This window comes from Serratia sp. A07 (assembly GCF_058725505.1).
In genome coordinates, this window is record NZ_JBZXDO010000031.1 from 37,052 (window position 1) to 51,038 (window position 13,987).

At 60.6% G+C, this 13,987-nt stretch carries 15 protein-coding genes; 6 read left to right on the forward strand and 9 right to left on the reverse strand.

The genetic code is table 11. From position 1 onward, the window contains the following. The 5 genes from AC4PR2_RS22560 to AC4PR2_RS22580 form a co-directional block, all read right to left on the reverse strand. Positions 1–990: an ABC transporter permease gene (locus tag AC4PR2_RS22560; RefSeq protein WP_492175498.1), complete on the reverse strand. Its 990-nt coding sequence runs from the start codon at positions 988–990 to the stop codon at positions 1–3. Continuing rightward, positions 987–2,477, reverse strand: a complete 1,491-nt coding sequence (locus AC4PR2_RS22565; protein WP_337046648.1) for a sugar ABC transporter ATP-binding protein — start codon at positions 2,475–2,477, stop codon at positions 987–989. Before AC4PR2_RS22565 ends, AC4PR2_RS22560 begins: the two co-directional genes overlap by 4 nt. 54 nt (positions 2,478–2,531) lie before the next feature. Further along, on the reverse strand, positions 2,532–3,449 hold the full coding sequence (locus tag AC4PR2_RS22570; RefSeq protein ID WP_197659120.1) for an ABC transporter substrate-binding protein: 918 nt from the start codon (positions 3,447–3,449) through the stop codon (positions 2,532–2,534). Between the two features lie 135 nt (positions 3,450–3,584). Next, positions 3,585–4,652 carry an erythritol/L-threitol dehydrogenase gene (locus tag AC4PR2_RS22575; RefSeq protein WP_019453591.1) on the reverse strand — a complete coding sequence of 356 codons (1,068 nt, stop codon included), beginning with the start codon at positions 4,650–4,652 and terminating at the stop codon, positions 3,585–3,587. A gap of 285 nt (positions 4,653–4,937) precedes the next feature. Further along, the gene (locus AC4PR2_RS22580; protein WP_060420262.1) at positions 4,938–5,891 is read right to left on the reverse strand and encodes a LysR family transcriptional regulator; all 954 of its coding nucleotides are present in this window, start codon (positions 5,889–5,891) and stop codon (positions 4,938–4,940) included. Positions 5,892–6,028: 137 nt separating this feature from the next. Between AC4PR2_RS22580 and AC4PR2_RS22585 the strand changes: the two genes are divergently transcribed. Together AC4PR2_RS22585 and AC4PR2_RS22590 are read left to right on the forward strand one after the other, a co-directional pair. Continuing rightward, positions 6,029–7,210, forward strand: a complete 1,182-nt coding sequence (locus tag AC4PR2_RS22585; RefSeq protein WP_337046649.1) for a M20 aminoacylase family protein — start codon at positions 6,029–6,031, stop codon at positions 7,208–7,210. 22 nt (positions 7,211–7,232) lie between these two features. Next, entirely contained in the window at positions 7,233–8,021 is a 789-nt protein-coding gene (locus AC4PR2_RS22590) for an ABC transporter substrate-binding protein (protein WP_038877877.1), read from the forward strand. Between the two features lie 158 nt (positions 8,022–8,179). On the opposite strand, the gene tmaR is transcribed toward AC4PR2_RS22590, so the two are convergent. The 3 genes from tmaR to AC4PR2_RS22605 all read right to left on the reverse strand — a co-directional run bounded on the left by tmaR (position 8,180) and on the right by AC4PR2_RS22605 (position 10,587). Then, the gene (gene tmaR, locus AC4PR2_RS22595) at positions 8,180–8,497 is read right to left on the reverse strand and encodes a PTS system regulator TmaR (RefSeq protein ID WP_004935612.1); all 318 of its coding nucleotides are present in this window, start codon (positions 8,495–8,497) and stop codon (positions 8,180–8,182) included. Positions 8,498–8,657: 160 nt separating this feature from the next. Then, positions 8,658–9,725: an FUSC family protein gene (locus AC4PR2_RS22600; RefSeq protein ID WP_033632575.1), complete on the reverse strand. Its 1,068-nt coding sequence runs from the start codon at positions 9,723–9,725 to the stop codon at positions 8,658–8,660. A 94-nt stretch (positions 9,726–9,819) separates the two neighbouring features. After that, positions 9,820–10,587 (reverse strand): N-acetylmuramoyl-L-alanine amidase, encoded by a 768-nt coding sequence (locus AC4PR2_RS22605; RefSeq protein ID WP_443014445.1) that lies wholly within the window; start codon positions 10,585–10,587, stop codon positions 9,820–9,822. A gap of 176 nt (positions 10,588–10,763) precedes the next feature. Between AC4PR2_RS22605 and AC4PR2_RS22610 the strand changes: the two genes are divergently transcribed. Continuing rightward, the gene (locus AC4PR2_RS22610; protein ID WP_019453597.1) at positions 10,764–11,510 is read left to right on the forward strand and encodes a S24 family peptidase; all 747 of its coding nucleotides are present in this window, start codon (positions 10,764–10,766) and stop codon (positions 11,508–11,510) included. 34 nt (positions 11,511–11,544) lie between these two features. Here AC4PR2_RS22610 and AC4PR2_RS22615 read toward each other — a convergent pair whose 3' ends face one another. Then, complete coding sequence (locus tag AC4PR2_RS22615) at positions 11,545–12,654, reverse strand: SDR family oxidoreductase (protein ID WP_070914708.1); 1,110 nt, start codon at positions 12,652–12,654, stop codon at positions 11,545–11,547. A 258-nt stretch (positions 12,655–12,912) separates the two neighbouring features. On the opposite strand from AC4PR2_RS22615, the gene AC4PR2_RS22620 reads away from it, so the two are divergent. The 3 genes from AC4PR2_RS22620 (at position 12,913) to AC4PR2_RS22630 (ending at position 13,922) form a co-directional block, all read left to right on the forward strand. Beyond that, positions 12,913–13,119 carry a hypothetical protein gene (locus tag AC4PR2_RS22620; protein WP_038877873.1) on the forward strand — a complete coding sequence of 69 codons (207 nt, stop codon included), beginning with the start codon at positions 12,913–12,915 and terminating at the stop codon, positions 13,117–13,119. A gap of 54 nt (positions 13,120–13,173) precedes the next feature. Continuing rightward, a complete protein-coding gene (locus AC4PR2_RS22625) occupies positions 13,174–13,362 on the forward strand; it encodes a DNA polymerase III subunit theta (protein WP_049200522.1) in 189 nt (62 codons plus the stop codon). Between the two features lie 311 nt (positions 13,363–13,673). After that, complete coding sequence (locus tag AC4PR2_RS22630; RefSeq protein ID WP_046687465.1) at positions 13,674–13,922, forward strand: DinI-like family protein; 249 nt, start codon at positions 13,674–13,676, stop codon at positions 13,920–13,922. Positions 13,923–13,987: the final 65 nt, after the last annotated feature.

The following is a 13,987-nucleotide window of genomic DNA, read 5'->3' on the forward strand; positions in this document are numbered from 1 at the left end:
CTATTTGCGCCGCACGGAGCTGAGGTAGATGGCGGCCAGGATGATGCCGCCCTTCACCACGTTCTGGATATACGGCGATACGTTCATCAGATTGAGGCCGTTGTTGAGCACCCCGAGCATCATCGCCCCCACCAGCGTGCCGACTATGGCGCCGCGCCCGCCGGAGATCGCCGCCCCGCCCAGCACCACCGCGGCGATGGCGTCCAGCTCGAAGCCTTCGCCGGCGTTGGGCTGCCCGCTCATCAGGCGCGAAGTCAGCACCAGCCCGGCCAGCGCGGCGGTCAGGCCGCTGATCACGTACACCAGCATCTTGTAGCGCGGCACGCGGATGCCGCTCAGGCGCGCCGCCTCTTCGTTGCCGCCCATCGCGTAGACATAGCGGCCGAACGGCAGCTGGTTAAGCATCAGCCAGGCCAGCACGTATACGCCGAGCATGATCAGGATCGGCACCTGGATGCCCAGCACCGTGCCGCGGCCGAAGAAGGAGAAGACGTCGGGCAGGCCGGAGATCGGGTAGCCGCCGGTATAGAGCAGCGCCAGGCCGCGGGCGATGCCCATCGACGCCAGGGTGACGATGATCGGCGGCATGCGCAGGTAGGCGATGCAGGCGCCGTTAGCCAGGCCAAACAGCGCGCCGACCGCCAGCGCCGCCACCATCGCCAGCGGAATGGGCACCGCCGCCAGCATCAGCCCGGCGGCGACCGAACCGGCCAGCGCCATCACCGGCCCCACAGAGAGATCGATGCCGCCGGTCAGGATGGCGCAGGTCATGCCCACCGCGATGATGGCGTTGATCGACACCTGGCGCGCCACGTTGGTCAGGTTGTTGACGCTGAGGAAGCTGTCGTTCAGCAGGCTCATCAATACGAACAGGACAGCGAAGCCGATAAACGGCAAGACCGCCGGGTGATGCAGCAGTTTTTCCCAGCGCTTGCCGAGGCTGGGGCCGGCGGCGCGGCGCGGCGCGGCGGGTTGTTCAATTCCGATCATAAGGCACTCCCGGTCGCGTGAAGCATGATGTGGTTGGATTCGATGTCGTCGCCGGTCAGCTCAGCGACGATGTGGCCGCCGCGAAACACCAGCACGCGGTCGCACACGCCGATGATCTCCGGCAGTTCGGAAGAAATCATGATGATGGAGATGCCCTGCTGGGTCAGTTGCTGCATCAGCTGGTAGATCTCGGCCTTGGCGCCCACGTCGATGCCGCGCGTCGGCTCGTCGAAGATCAGGATGTTGCAGTCGTTGTTGAGCCAGCGGGCGATCACCACCTTCTGCTGGTTGCCGCCGCTCAGGGTGCTGACGGCGGTCTCGGCGTCCGGGGTTTTCACCCCCACGGCGCGGATCAGCCGCTGCACCACGTCGCGATCCTGGCGGGCGCTGACGAAGATCTTGCCGCGCCGGTGGTGCCGGTTGAGGGTAATGTTCTGCGCCACCGAAAACGGCAGCACCAGGCCCTCGGTTTTGCGGCTCTCCGGCAGCAGGCCGATGCCCTGCGCCAGCGCCTGCGCCGGGGAGCGCAGCGCCGCCGGTTGGCCGCCGAGGCTGACGCGTTTGCGGTGGCAGCGGCTGGCGCCGATCAGCGCCGAGACGGTCTCGGTGCGCCCGGAGCCCACCAGCCCGGCGAAGCCGAGGATCTCGCCCTTGTGCAGCCGGAAACGGTCGGTCGCGCCGTGCTTCTCGCGCTGGATCTCCGCCTCCAGCAGCACCGTCGCGGTATCGACCGGGTGCTGTTTCACCGGGAAGGCGTTCTCGATTTTGCGCCCGACCATCAGCCGCACCAGCTCTTCCACGTTGGTGTCGCCGGTGGCCAGCGTTTCGATGTAGGTGCCGTCGCGCAGCACGGTGATGCGGTCGCAGATGGTGAAGATCTCGTCCAGGTGGTGCGAGATAAACACCATGCCGACGCCCAGCAACCGCAGATCGTTCATCACGCTGAACAGGTGCTCGGCCTCGCCCGGCGTCAACGTGGCGGTCGGCTCATCCAGCACCAGCACCCTCGCCTCCAGCGACAGCGCCTTGGCGATCTCAACGAACTGCTGCTGCGCCACGCTCAGCTGTTCCACCGGGCAATCGAGATCGATAGCCACCGTCAGCCGCTTGAAAATGGCCTCGGCCTTGCGCCGCATCGCCCGCCGATCCAGCAGGCCCCAGCGGTTCCTGATCTCCCGGTTGAGGAAGATGTTGTCGATGGCGCTCATGTAGGGAATCAACGAGAATTCCTGAAAAATAATGCCGACCCCGGCCTCGATCGCCTGGCGATAGTTGTTAAAGCGGCGCTGCTCGCCGTCGATAAAAATATCGCCCTCGTCCGGCTGATAGATGCCGCACATGATTTTCACCAGCGTCGATTTGCCGGCGCCGTTTTCGCCCAACAGGGCGTGTACTTCGCCGCGTTGAATGGCCAGATCGATGCCGTCCAGCGCCTTCACGCCGGGAAAGCGCTTTTTTATTCGCTTCAGTTCCAGTAAAGGTGTCACCGCATAGCCCTCCACGCCGAACGCCCCGCCGCAGCGGGGCGAACCCGGCCGCTGTTACCAGCTAAAGCCGGCCGCATTGCTGCGGTCGATCAGCTTCACTTTGACCGGCACGGTTTTCGGCACCGTGGCGCCCCAGTAGCGGGCCAGCGCAATGCCGAGCGCGATGCGCAGTTGGTCGCGCGGGAACTGCGCCGAGGTGGCGATAAACGGCGAGTTCGGCTTGAGGATCTCTTTGATGGCTTCCGGCTGGCCGTCGACGCTCACCAGCTTGACCTTGGCGCCGTTGCTTTCGATCGCCGCCAGGGCGCCGAGCGCGCCGACGTCGTTGACGCTGAAGATGCCCGCCAGATCCGGCGCCGACTGCAGCATGTTTTCGGTCACGGTCAGCGCGGTGTCGCGTTCCTGCTTGCCGTTTTGCTTGGTGACGATCTTGATGTCGGGGTATTTCTTCATCGCCGCTTCAAAGCCGCGCACGCGCTCCAGAATCGGCACCACCGGGATACCGTCGAGGATCGCCACCTTGCCTTTGCCGCCCAGCGCTTTCGCCAGGTATTCACCCGCCTGGAAGCCGGCGTCGTAGTTTTCCGAGCCGACGAACGAATCGAGCGGCCCTTCCGCCTGCGCGTCGATCGCCACCACCACCGCGCCGGCCTTATGGGCGGAGATCACCGCCGACTGCACCCCCACCGAATCGGTCGGGTTGATCAGCAGGATATCCACCTTCTTCTGCAGCATGTCTTCCACGTCGCCGATCTGTTTGGCGACGTCATGGCGCGCATCGGCCACGTACACCTTGGCGCCGATATCCGCCGCCGCCTGATCCAGCGCCTGCTTCATGGTGACGAAGTAGTCGTTGTTCATTTCCTGGAACGACATACCGATAGTGATTTGCTTGGCCAGCGCCCCATGGCTGGCCGCCAACATTCCACCGGCGATGATAAAAGGCAGGGTCTTTTTGAATAATGAAAACATAGCCAATTCTCCTGTAGGGAAGCTTCTTGTTGTGGTTATCAGAGCAACAGCATGTCTTTACGTTTGGCCGACCGGCCGGCCCCCCATTGCGAGCGGGCCGGCGATCGTGACTGCAACAGCGGTACGGCGGGAGGGTCAGGGAACCAGGATCACCTTGATGGAGTCGGTCGAGTCCGCCAGGGCGAAGGCTTCGTCCCAGTCGTTCAATGAATAGCTGTGGGTAACCACGCCGTTGGAAGTCACCAGCCCGCGCTCGAACAGATCGATGGCGATTTCGTAGCTGTAGGGCGCCAGGTGCGCGCCGCGGATGTCCAGCTCTTTGCGATCGCCGATGATGGACCAATCGACGGTGGTTTCCTTGCCGAACACGCTGAACTCCACGAAGCGGCCCAGCTTGCGGATCATCTGCAGCCCCTGGGTGACGCCGATCGGCGCGCCGGTGGCCTCGATGTAGACGTCGCAGCCGTAGCCGCCGGTCAGCGATTTGACGATCTGGTCGGCGTCTTCCTTCAGCGGGTTGATCACTACGTCGGCGCCAAATTCCTTCGCCAGCGCCAGCCGCTCGTCGATGGCGTCGATCACGATCAGTTTCTTCGGCGTTTTCAGGCGCGCCACCTGCACCATGCACAGCCCGAGCGGCCCGGCGCCGGCCAGCACCACCACGTCGTCCAGCTGGATGTCGCCGCGCGCCACGGTGTGAATGGCGCAGGCCATCGGTTCAATCAATACCGCGTCTTCATGGCTTAGGCTTTCCGGGATCTTGTGCACGATGGCGTTCTCGGAAAAGCGCATGTACTCCGCCATGCCGCCCTCCGCCACGTCTTTTTGGAAACCGTAAATGTTATGCGTCTCACACATCCAGTAGCTGCCGGATTTGCAGTAGCGGCACTCCCAGCACGGCACGATCTGCTCGGCGATCACCCGCTCGCCGAGCTGGTATTTGCCTTCCGCGCCCTCGCCCAGCGCGGCAATGCGGCCGTAGAACTCGTGGCCCGGCACCACCGGCGGTTTAACCCACGGGTTCTCCCCCCAAAACATCTGCGCGCCGTTCTTGCACTTGCAGTCGCCGGCGCAGATGCCGCAGCCTTCCACCTTGATCACCAGCTCGCGCGCCTTCGGCAGCGGCGTGGGCACCTGTTCGAAACGATAGTCCTGCGGGCCGTGGCAAACGACCGCACGCATTTTTTCCGGCAACTGGCTCATCTTTTCCTCCAATACACTCGTTAAACGCTTGAATTTTCTTAATGTTGACGTTGTCATTTTTATCCAACAAAAAACAACAAACGTTATAAAGTGATAAATTTCAATTGATTAATCATCAAACACCCAGGAAAACTCAAAATGACAACGTGAACATAGAGCAACATATAACCAAAGCTGCAAAAATAATTATTTGAGCGAAATCACATATCGTTAACATTGCGGCTAAAAATGCTACAAATGCGGATCGCGATCCCATTTACGGGATCGGCGATCCGGGGGGATCCGCTAAATCAGCAGGCGCACGCGATCGTAGATCTGGCGATCTTCCGGCCGCGACGATCGAGCCTGCTGGCGCAGGGTGCGCACCAGTGTGTCGATAAACGCATGGGCGGCGGCGCTCAGAATGCTGTTGCGCCGGGTGACAATATTCAGCTGCGCCGGCTGGCAGCTCTCCCGCAGCGCCAGCGGCTGCACACGGGAGGCGAACTGCGGTAGCGCGACGATCGGCCGCGGGCACCAGGTGCACATCTCGGCGGACTCCACCAGCGCCTGCAGCATGCCGAACGAATGCGCCTGGATAATGCGCTGGCGCGGCAGGCGCGCGCCGTGGCGGTGAAACACCTCGTCGAGCAGCGCATCGAAACTTTCCGGGGTATAGCTCATCACCCAATCCTGCTCCAGCAGCTGATGCAGCGAGGTACTGTGCGCCAGCGGGTGGCCGCGCCGCACCATGTACGCCGTTTCATACTCCAGCAGCGGCTCGCAGTGGAACTCCTGCGGCGCCGACGACGCCGGCAGCGGTGTGATGGCGAAATCCATCGTGCCCTCGCGCAGCTGCGACTGGGCGTTGGCCATCAGGCTTTCCGACAGTTCCAGCCGCACCGCCGGCACCTTGCTGCGAAACGCCATCACCGCCGGCGGCAACACCGTCAGCATCAGCCAAGGGGTGATCGCCGCCTTGACCAGATCCGCCGCCCGCCCGCGCAGCGCCGCCATTTCCCCCTGCGCCTGCTCCAGCTGATTCAACACCAGCCGGGCGTGCGCCAACAGGGTTTTGCCGTAGGGGGTAAAGCCCAGCCCGGTCGGGGTGCGGATCAGCAGCGGCAGCGCCTGTTCCTGCTCCAGTTCGCGCAGCGCGCGTGTCACCGCCGCCTGCGACAGCCCAAGATGCCGCGCCGCCGCGCGAATGCTGCCGCTGTCGGCGCTGGCCACCAGCGCCTGCAGTTGGTGCAGTTTCATGTTCACCTCCTGACAATCATTGGTTGTCAGCATAACCGAACGGCGGCTACCCGGCAAAAACGGAGTTTGCTAGTCTCGATGCCTATCCCTCTGCCCCATTCCCGCCCGTTGGCCGGGACCCTTTGCCGGAGACCGTGATGAGCCCTTCACTCGTACTGCCTGAGATCGCCGCCGTTCATGATGAGATGGTCGCGCTTCGCCGCCACATTCACGCCCACCCGGAGCTGGGCTTTCAGGAGTTCGCCACCTCGGATCTGGTGGCGCAGCGGCTGGAGGAATGGGGTTACCGCGTCACGCGCGGTGTAGGACAAACCGGCGTTGTCGCCACACTGCAGCGCGGGCCAGGAAAATCGCTCGGCATCCGAGCCGACATGGACGCCCTGCCGATTGCCGAAACGACCGGTTTGCCGCACGCCAGCACCCATTCCGGGGTGATGCACGCCTGCGGCCACGACGGGCACACCGCCATGCTGCTGGCGGCGGCGCGCTATCTGGCGCAGCAGCCGAACTTCAGCGGCACGCTGCACCTGATCTTTCAGCCGGCGGAAGAAGGCGGCGGCGGCGCCAGAGTGATGATTGAAGACGGCCTGTTTGAGCGCTTCCCTTGCGACGCGGTGTTCGCCATGCACAACGTGCCCGGTTTTCCCACCGGCCACCTGGGCTTCGCCAGCGGCCCCTTCATGTGCTCGGCCGATACGGTACACATCACCCTGCACGGCCACGGCGGCCACGGCGCGGTGCCGCAGAGCACCGTCGATCCGGTGGTGGCCTGCGCGGCCATCGTCATGAGCCTGCAAACCATCGTGGCGCGCAATATCGATCCGCAGGAAACGGCGATCGTCACCGTGGGGGCGATGCAGGCCGGCCAGGCCGCCAACGTGATCCCGGCGACCGCCACCCTGACGCTCAGCGTGCGCGCGCTGACGGCGGCGGTGCGTGAGCGGCTGGAGCAGCGCATCACCGAGCTGGTCACGGCGCAGGCCGCCAGCTTCGGCGCCCGCGCGGAGATCGACTATCAGCACGGCTACCCGGTGCTGGTGAACCACCCGGCAGAAACCGAGCTGGCACGCGCGGTGGCGCTGGAATGGGCCGGAGAGAGCCAGGTTATCCCCACGCTGCGGCCGTTTACCGCCAGCGAAGATTTCGCCTTTATGTTGGAGAAGTGCCCGGGCAGCTACATCTCGATCGGCAACGGCCCCGCCACGCCGGGCAATTCTCTGCACAACCCCGGTTATGACTTCAACGACGACAGTCTGTCGCTGGGCGCCACCTACTGGGTCAAATTGGTCGAGCGCTTTTTAGCTCGCCCTGCGGTTTAATCGCCAACGCTGAGGAAATGACATGAAAACCATCAAAGGGCTGTTGTTGTTGCTGCCGCTGGCCGCGAGCTTTCCCGCGCTGAGCGGTGAATTCAGCGGCAAAGTGATCAAGCTGGGCATCGATCCCACCTTTCCACCGCTGGAATATAAAACCCCGCAGGGCAAGCTGACCGGCTTCGGCGTCGATATCGCCCAGGCGCTGTGCGACCAGATGCAGGCCAAATGCGTGTGGGTAGAAAGCAGCTGGGACGGCATGATCCCCGGCCTGCAGGCGAAGAAGTTCGACGCCATCGCCTCGTCGATGACCATCACGCCGCAGCGCCGGCAGCAGATCGCCTTCTCCAGCAAGGTCTCGAACGCCCCGGCGCGGCTGGTGGCGCATAAGGGCAGCAACCTGCAGCCTACCGTCGCCTCGCTGAAGGGCAAATCGGTCGGCGTGCAGCAAGGCTCCAGCCAGGAGGCCTACGCCAACGCGCTGTGGCGCCCGGCCGGCGTCAACGTGGTGGCTTACCAAAGCCAACAGGAAGTGAACGAAGACCTGGCCAACGGCCGGCTGGATGCGTCGCTGCTGGCCAGCGTCAGCGCCAGCGAGTTCTTCAAAACGCCCGGCGGCAAAGATTTCGCCTTTATCGGCGCCGAGCTGACCGACAGCAAATACTTCGGCGTCGGCGACGGCATCGGGGTGCGCAAAGACGATACCGCGCTGCTGAACGCCTTCAACGCCGCGCTGCAGGCGATCCGCGCCAACGGCACGTACAAGAAAATCAACGACAGGTATTTCGACTTCGACATGTACGGCGCGGAGCAGTAACAAGCGTTCCCCGGCGGTCACCTGCAGATCCTGCAGGACGGGGAGGCGCCTTCGGCCGCCGGGGAACGCCCCAACGGAAACGGCAGTATCGGCAAGAGCGGAAAATCAGGCGGGATAAGGATGCGGGCCAGGCAGGACGCTCGGCCCGCTAAAGCGGGTTACTTCACTTCGCCCATCGCTTTCAGCTTTTTGGACAGCTCGCGGCGTTCTTTGGACAGATCGGCATTTTTGATGATGTAGTCATCAACGCGATCTTCGTAGTCGCTGCGCATGTTGGCGATGATGCCCTGAATGTCTTCAATGCTCATGCCGGGCTTGATGTACTCACTCAGGTTGTCGAGCAGCAGCACGCGCTTCTGGTTATCACGAATTTTCTTTTCGTTGTCGACGATCTCGCGTTGCAGTTTGTTTTTGCGGCGGAACATACGCACAAACTCCAGCACGTCCTGGAAACTCGGCTTATTTGCATTATCCATCTTTATACCCTTGCTTTAGTAATACACAGATTCATTTGCTTACGGCCACATGGCACCAAGATACAGGTTTGTGGCGGTCCGGCACAACAGTGATTGCCTTATCTTACCCACTTTGCCCCGGCGGCCAAAACCCAAAGCGCCGCCTTCATGATCTGACCCCTTATTCGCGCCCGGCGGCGGTGCAGACCTGGAGCAGATCCCCCAGCTCTTCCAGCTGCTGCGCCAGCTCCATGCTGAGCCAGACATAGCCGTAAATCGGCGCTTCGCCGTGTTGACCGAGGCTGACCTCTTGCATCAGCGTTTTCAGCTCGCCGGCGATCTCCGCCAGCTGCCCCGCCGCCGCCTGCCGCTGCGCCTGGGGCCCTTCACGCATCAGCACCGCCAACGATTCCAGCGAGCTCAGCGTCAGCAGCTGGGTGCTGCGCAGCGTGCGGGCGTTCAACATGATGAAGTGCGTTTCGCGCGAGGCCCAGTAGGCGTCGGCCATCAGCTCCAGCGTGCACACCAGATTGCGGCTGAGGGTTTGCACCGCCTCGAACACCGCTTTGGGGATGCGGGTTTCCTTGCTGGCGGGCACGATCAGGCTGCGCAGCTTCACCACCTGATTCAACAGATCCTTGAGCTGCGGCTCCAGCCGCGGCCGCTCAATGACGTTCGGCGAAAAATACGCGCCGTAGAGGCGGGCGGCGGTTTGCAGGCAGTCCGCCATCTGCATGCGCCACAGAATATAGGCGCGCTGTGGGTAGATGCTGGTGAACAACAGCGCCAGCAGCGAGCCGAAGATCACGTCGCCGCTGCGCCACAGCGCGGTATGCATGTCGCCGGCGCCCGCGCCGCACACTACCGCCAGCGTGATCCCCACCAGCAGCGCCATATACGGCCGTTTGCCCAGCGTCAGGTAGCCGCAGACGAACATCACCACGCCGCACCAAGCCAGCATCAGCGGCAGCGAATAGAGTTCCAGATACAGGGCGATCAGGCCGGACGCGGCGCCGAACACCGTGCCGGCAATGCGTTGCAGCGCCCGCTGCAGCACGTTGCCCCAAAACGAGATCGGCCCCATCACCACCACCAGGGTGATCAGCGGCCAGGTGCCTTCGGGCACCGCCAGCAAGCGGATCAGCAGAAAGGTCAGAATAAACGCCAGCCCGATGCGCACGCCGTGGACAATGCGATAGTGGCGGTAGGTTAGCAATTCAAGGGAAGAGATTTTTCGATCGAGGCGCACAATGCCTCCGATAAAGACCAGCCAGGCCGCTATTTTAGCGGAGGAAGCCCGGCAAGGAAAAGGCGAATGAGGCGTCCCCCATTCGCGGTCAGGCTCAGGCGGCGTACTTGTCGACCAGCGCGCGCAGCACGGCGGCGGTTTCGACATCCATCACGCCGTCATACTTCTGCTGGCGGAAGTGCAGCTGGAACGCGCGCACCAGCTGGCGATAGCCTTCTGCGGTATTGGCCGCCGAGGTGTTGTAGCCGTATTGGGCGAACAGCTTCAGCAGCTCGGCCTGCGCCGGCAGCCCCTGGTGACAGTATTCCTGCTGGCGCTGCTGCTTGGTCGCCTCGTCATACCAGGCGCCGACGCCGGCCTGATACAGCTGCTGCCACGGGAACTGCGGGCCCGGATCGCTCTTGCGGCCCGGCGCGATGTCGGAGTGCGCCACCACGTTCACCGGCGAGATGTCCGGGTAACGCTGCAGGATGTTCTGTGCCAGCTGGGTGACCGCCTCGATCTGCTGCGGGTTAAACGGCGGGAAGGTGATGTTTTCACCGTCGCCGCTCGCCAGGTTGACGATCTCGATGCCGATCGAGGTGTCGTTGATATTGCTGCGGGTGCCCCACTGGCTGGTACCGGCATGCCAGGCGCGCTCGTTCTCGTCCACCAGGTTGAAAATGCGCACGCCGCTAAAGCCGGCGGCCTGATAGGTGGCCTCGGTCGGATCCGGCACCAGATAGTGCGCGCTGACCGATTTTCCGGTCAACGACTTCACCGAGTCGGCAAAGTTTTGCGCCGTGTAGTGCAGCACCAGAAAGCGCACGCGGTGGCCGAAGCTGGCGACCGATCGGTAGCTATTGTAATCAATCTTGTACATCGTAAAGTCCCTCTCTCGTTTGATTTCACTGAGCGGCCTATCATCATGACAGGCCGCTCCGCACAGGTGAACCTTTGGCTCACCCTTTTTGTTTTAGCTAATTGCTAAATTATGCGCAAGCGTTTTTTAGCAAAACCGTTATTTACCTTTTTGCTAAAGAGTGCGATCATCGAACAATGGAAACTAAAGAAATCAGGCGCAACAATCTGCGCGAATTGATGGCCCGCTACGCCCGGCAAGGCGTCAACCAGAATGAGTTCGCCACGCTGGTTGAGTCTTCCGCGCCGACGCTGAGCCAAATCATCGGGGAAAAATCCTCCCGCAATCTTGGCGACAATCTGGCCAGGCGGATCGAGGCCAGGCTGAATTTGCCCAAGGGCTGGTTCGACGTGTTTCACGAAAAGCAGCTGGTGCGCCCGTTTGACAACGTGGCGGCGGAGTCGGACTTCCAGCCCGCCCGTTTGAAACCGGTGGTATGGGAAGATACCGAACAGGACAAGGAAGAGTTTGTGGAGATCCCGCTGCTGGATATTGATTTTTCCGCCGGCGACGGCTGCTACGAAATCGTCGATCGCGAGGAGTTTTCGCTGATCTTCCGCCGTTACTACCTGCACAAGATGGGGGTGGCGGTCAACGCCGCGCGTATTATTCGCATCTCCGGCTCCAGCATGGAGCCGCGCCTGCAGGACGGCGACGTGGTCGGCATCAACACCGACGACACGCGCATCCGGGAAGGCAAGACCTACGCCATCCGCCACGGCAATTTGCTGCGGGTGAAGGTGCTGATCGAGCAGCCGGACGGCGGCGTCATCATCCGCTCCCTCAACCGGGAAGAGTACCAGGACGAGCACCTCAGCTATCAGCAGCGCAAAGAGCAACTGGTAGTGCTCGGCCGCGTCTTCTGGTCCTCTTCGTCCTGGTAGCGGAACAACCTCGGGCGCCCGCTGCGCCCGGCGGTTATTTGAAGTCCACCACCATCTGCTGCTGGATAGACAGCCCGCGGGTCGACTGCACGCAGCCGGCGATGTAGTCGGTGAAGCGCGGCGGCTTCGGCATACCCAGCTTGAGGATCTTCTCGTTGCTGAAGCGCACGTTGAGCATGGCGAACGATCCGTACAGGCGCATCGCTTTCAGCATCAGCCGCTCGTTGCACGGGCCGAAAATGTCTTTCAGCTGGCGGCGCATTTTCACCAGCGCGTCATACGTCACCTGCGCATACTCATCGCCCACCGGCGCTTTTTCCAGCGCGGCCGCCATGGCGTTGTCAATTTCGGCAAAGCTGACGCTGCTCTCCACGCCGGCGGAGATGTGATACACGTCGTTCTCCAGCGTTTCGCTGTTCATCAGCATCACCAGCGCATCCGCGCAGTAGTCCGCCGGGATCACGTCGATATTGTCCTGCAGCGAGCACATGAACTTACGCAGCATCAGCGCCATGCCGAACACCCAGAAAATGCTGCTGGAAGGCTGGCAGCCCAGGCGGGTGTGCCCCACCACGATCGACGGACGAGCGATGGTCAGCGGCATTTGCGGGCAGCGTTGGCGCATCAGCTGTTCGATGGTGGATTTGGAACGCGTATATTCCACCAGGTGCTCGGCGTCTTCCTCAAACTCGCCGCTCTCCGCCACCAGCGAACCCGGCTCCGGCGAACAAGACATGGCGGTACCGACGTGCAGGAAACGTTTTAATCCCGGCACCTGCGCCATTCTTTCGGCAAAGGCCAGAGTGCCTTCTACGTTTACCTTCCAAATGAGCGGGTTATTACCAAATGAAGCAACGGCCGCACAGTTAATAACGTGCGTGACATTGTTAATACGTGCGTCAGTTAAAAAGTCGGCCGGCTCGGAAAGGTCGCCCAACAATATATTTTCTATCGTAATTTTAGACAGCAGGTTCGCATCGATATTAAACTTTTCCATATTCGTGCGAATACGGGCCAGCCCTTGCTGCGCATCATCGGCGCGCACCAGCAAAAGATAATTAATAGACTGATTTTCAATCAATAATTTTTCGAGAACTGCACCACCGAGAAAGCCGGTAGCGCCGGTCAACAGTAGCGTTTTCATAATTGTCACCCACATTGGCATTGAATGTGGAAGATTGTATCTGCGGATAATTAAACAAATATTAAATAGAATTACGGCGCCCCTACTCAATTTTCTTAATATTATCTTAAGGAATCTTTTGAAACATCCATCATGGATTTCGTAACAAAAGAGTCGGGCACGCATTGCGATTAATCCCTACTGTTTAAATACCATTGATGTAGCCCCTGATTTAATTTAACGGTCAATGTTATTTCTCTTCTCGTCCGTGGAGGACTTATGACCTATAACCAAAAAGCCTGGTTGGGGGTTTTGCTGCTGTGCACCCTGTTTTGGGTGGCGGTCATCGGCGGCGCCTGTTCGCTGTATAACCGGGCGGATCGCCTCAATGCACACCAGCCGCAGAGCGAGTTCGCCGCGCGCCACAGCCTGGCCCCCTGCTCGCAGCAAGGCGCCCAGGCGTCCACCGCCCCCCGGAATGGGTAGGGACAAGACCCGCTAACGATCCTATTATGCCCTAAGGTTAACAGGGAGATAACGATGGCTCGAAAGCTGGATAGCTTACCGCAGGCACAACGCGAAAAAATAGAAACCGATTTGCTGGCCATCAGCGTGATCTACAACGAGCGCTACGGCATCGCCTCGACCCAGGCGGAAACGGAACAACAGATCCCCGACCACCTGCTCCCCTACTTTCATCAACGGCTGGATTATTATCGCCGTGCGTAATTGCGCGCATTTCGCTAACCGCCGCTTGGCATCGCTCCCCACGCCGTTACAATAGGGGCATCTTGTATCCGCCACTGAAGAGACGCGATTTTGAGCAGCAAGGCAACGGCCACATTTTATATTCACGATTACGAAACAATGAATTCAATAAGCTGATTTTATTAATTTTTTATTTGAATAAATTTCCTGTGGTACGCAATTTTGTACGCATCACTTTCTTCAATTCACCTCACGAAACCGGTTATTGCTTGACGTACACGAGTTCATCGAACAACATAACTGTATATACATACAGCAATTCAGAGGTGCGAATGTTCGTAGAGCTGATATTTGACCAACGTAATGTTAAAGGTTTGCCTGACGCGGCAGAGATAATCAAAGCAGAACTGACAAGGCGGGTACATCGGGTGTTCCCTGATGCAGAGGTGAAAGTAAAGCCGATGCAAACGAACGGACTCATTAGCGACGCTAACAAGAGCGACAGAGAAAAGTTAAATCGGCTTCTTGAAGATATGTTTGAAGAGTCAGAACAATGGCTGATGAGTGACATCTATGGGTAGCATTACACTAGCCGGGCGGCAGATTTTCGTTCTCAATGAGAATGACAGGTACCCAGAGCCACAGC

Coding starts and splice junctions, on each gene's coding strand:
- AC4PR2_RS22560 (WP_492175498.1), bottom strand. CDS start 990: ATGATCGGAATTGAACAACCCGCCGCGCCGCGCCGCGCCGCCGGCCCC.
- AC4PR2_RS22580 (WP_060420262.1), bottom strand. CDS start 5,891: ATGAAACTGCACCAACTGCAGGCGCTGGTGGCCAGCGCCGACAGCGGC.
- AC4PR2_RS22590 (WP_038877877.1), top strand. CDS start 7,233: ATGAAAACCATCAAAGGGCTGTTGTTGTTGCTGCCGCTGGCCGCGAGC.
- AC4PR2_RS22570 (WP_197659120.1), bottom strand. CDS start 3,449: ATGTTTTCATTATTCAAAAAGACCCTGCCTTTTATCATCGCCGGTGGA.
- AC4PR2_RS22630 (WP_046687465.1), top strand. CDS start 13,674: ATGTTCGTAGAGCTGATATTTGACCAACGTAATGTTAAAGGTTTGCCT.
- AC4PR2_RS22625 (WP_049200522.1), top strand. CDS start 13,174: ATGGCTCGAAAGCTGGATAGCTTACCGCAGGCACAACGCGAAAAAATA.
- AC4PR2_RS22585 (WP_337046649.1), top strand. CDS start 6,029: ATGAGCCCTTCACTCGTACTGCCTGAGATCGCCGCCGTTCATGATGAG.
- AC4PR2_RS22615 (WP_070914708.1), bottom strand. CDS start 12,654: ATGAAAACGCTACTGTTGACCGGCGCTACCGGCTTTCTCGGTGGTGCA.
- AC4PR2_RS22575 (WP_019453591.1), bottom strand. CDS start 4,652: ATGAGCCAGTTGCCGGAAAAAATGCGTGCGGTCGTTTGCCACGGCCCG.
- AC4PR2_RS22610 (WP_019453597.1), top strand. CDS start 10,764: ATGGAAACTAAAGAAATCAGGCGCAACAATCTGCGCGAATTGATGGCC.
- tmaR (WP_004935612.1), bottom strand. CDS start 8,497: ATGGATAATGCAAATAAGCCGAGTTTCCAGGACGTGCTGGAGTTTGTG.
- AC4PR2_RS22620 (WP_038877873.1), top strand. CDS start 12,913: ATGACCTATAACCAAAAAGCCTGGTTGGGGGTTTTGCTGCTGTGCACC.
- AC4PR2_RS22605 (WP_443014445.1), bottom strand. CDS start 10,587: ATGTACAAGATTGATTACAATAGCTACCGATCGGTCGCCAGCTTCGGC.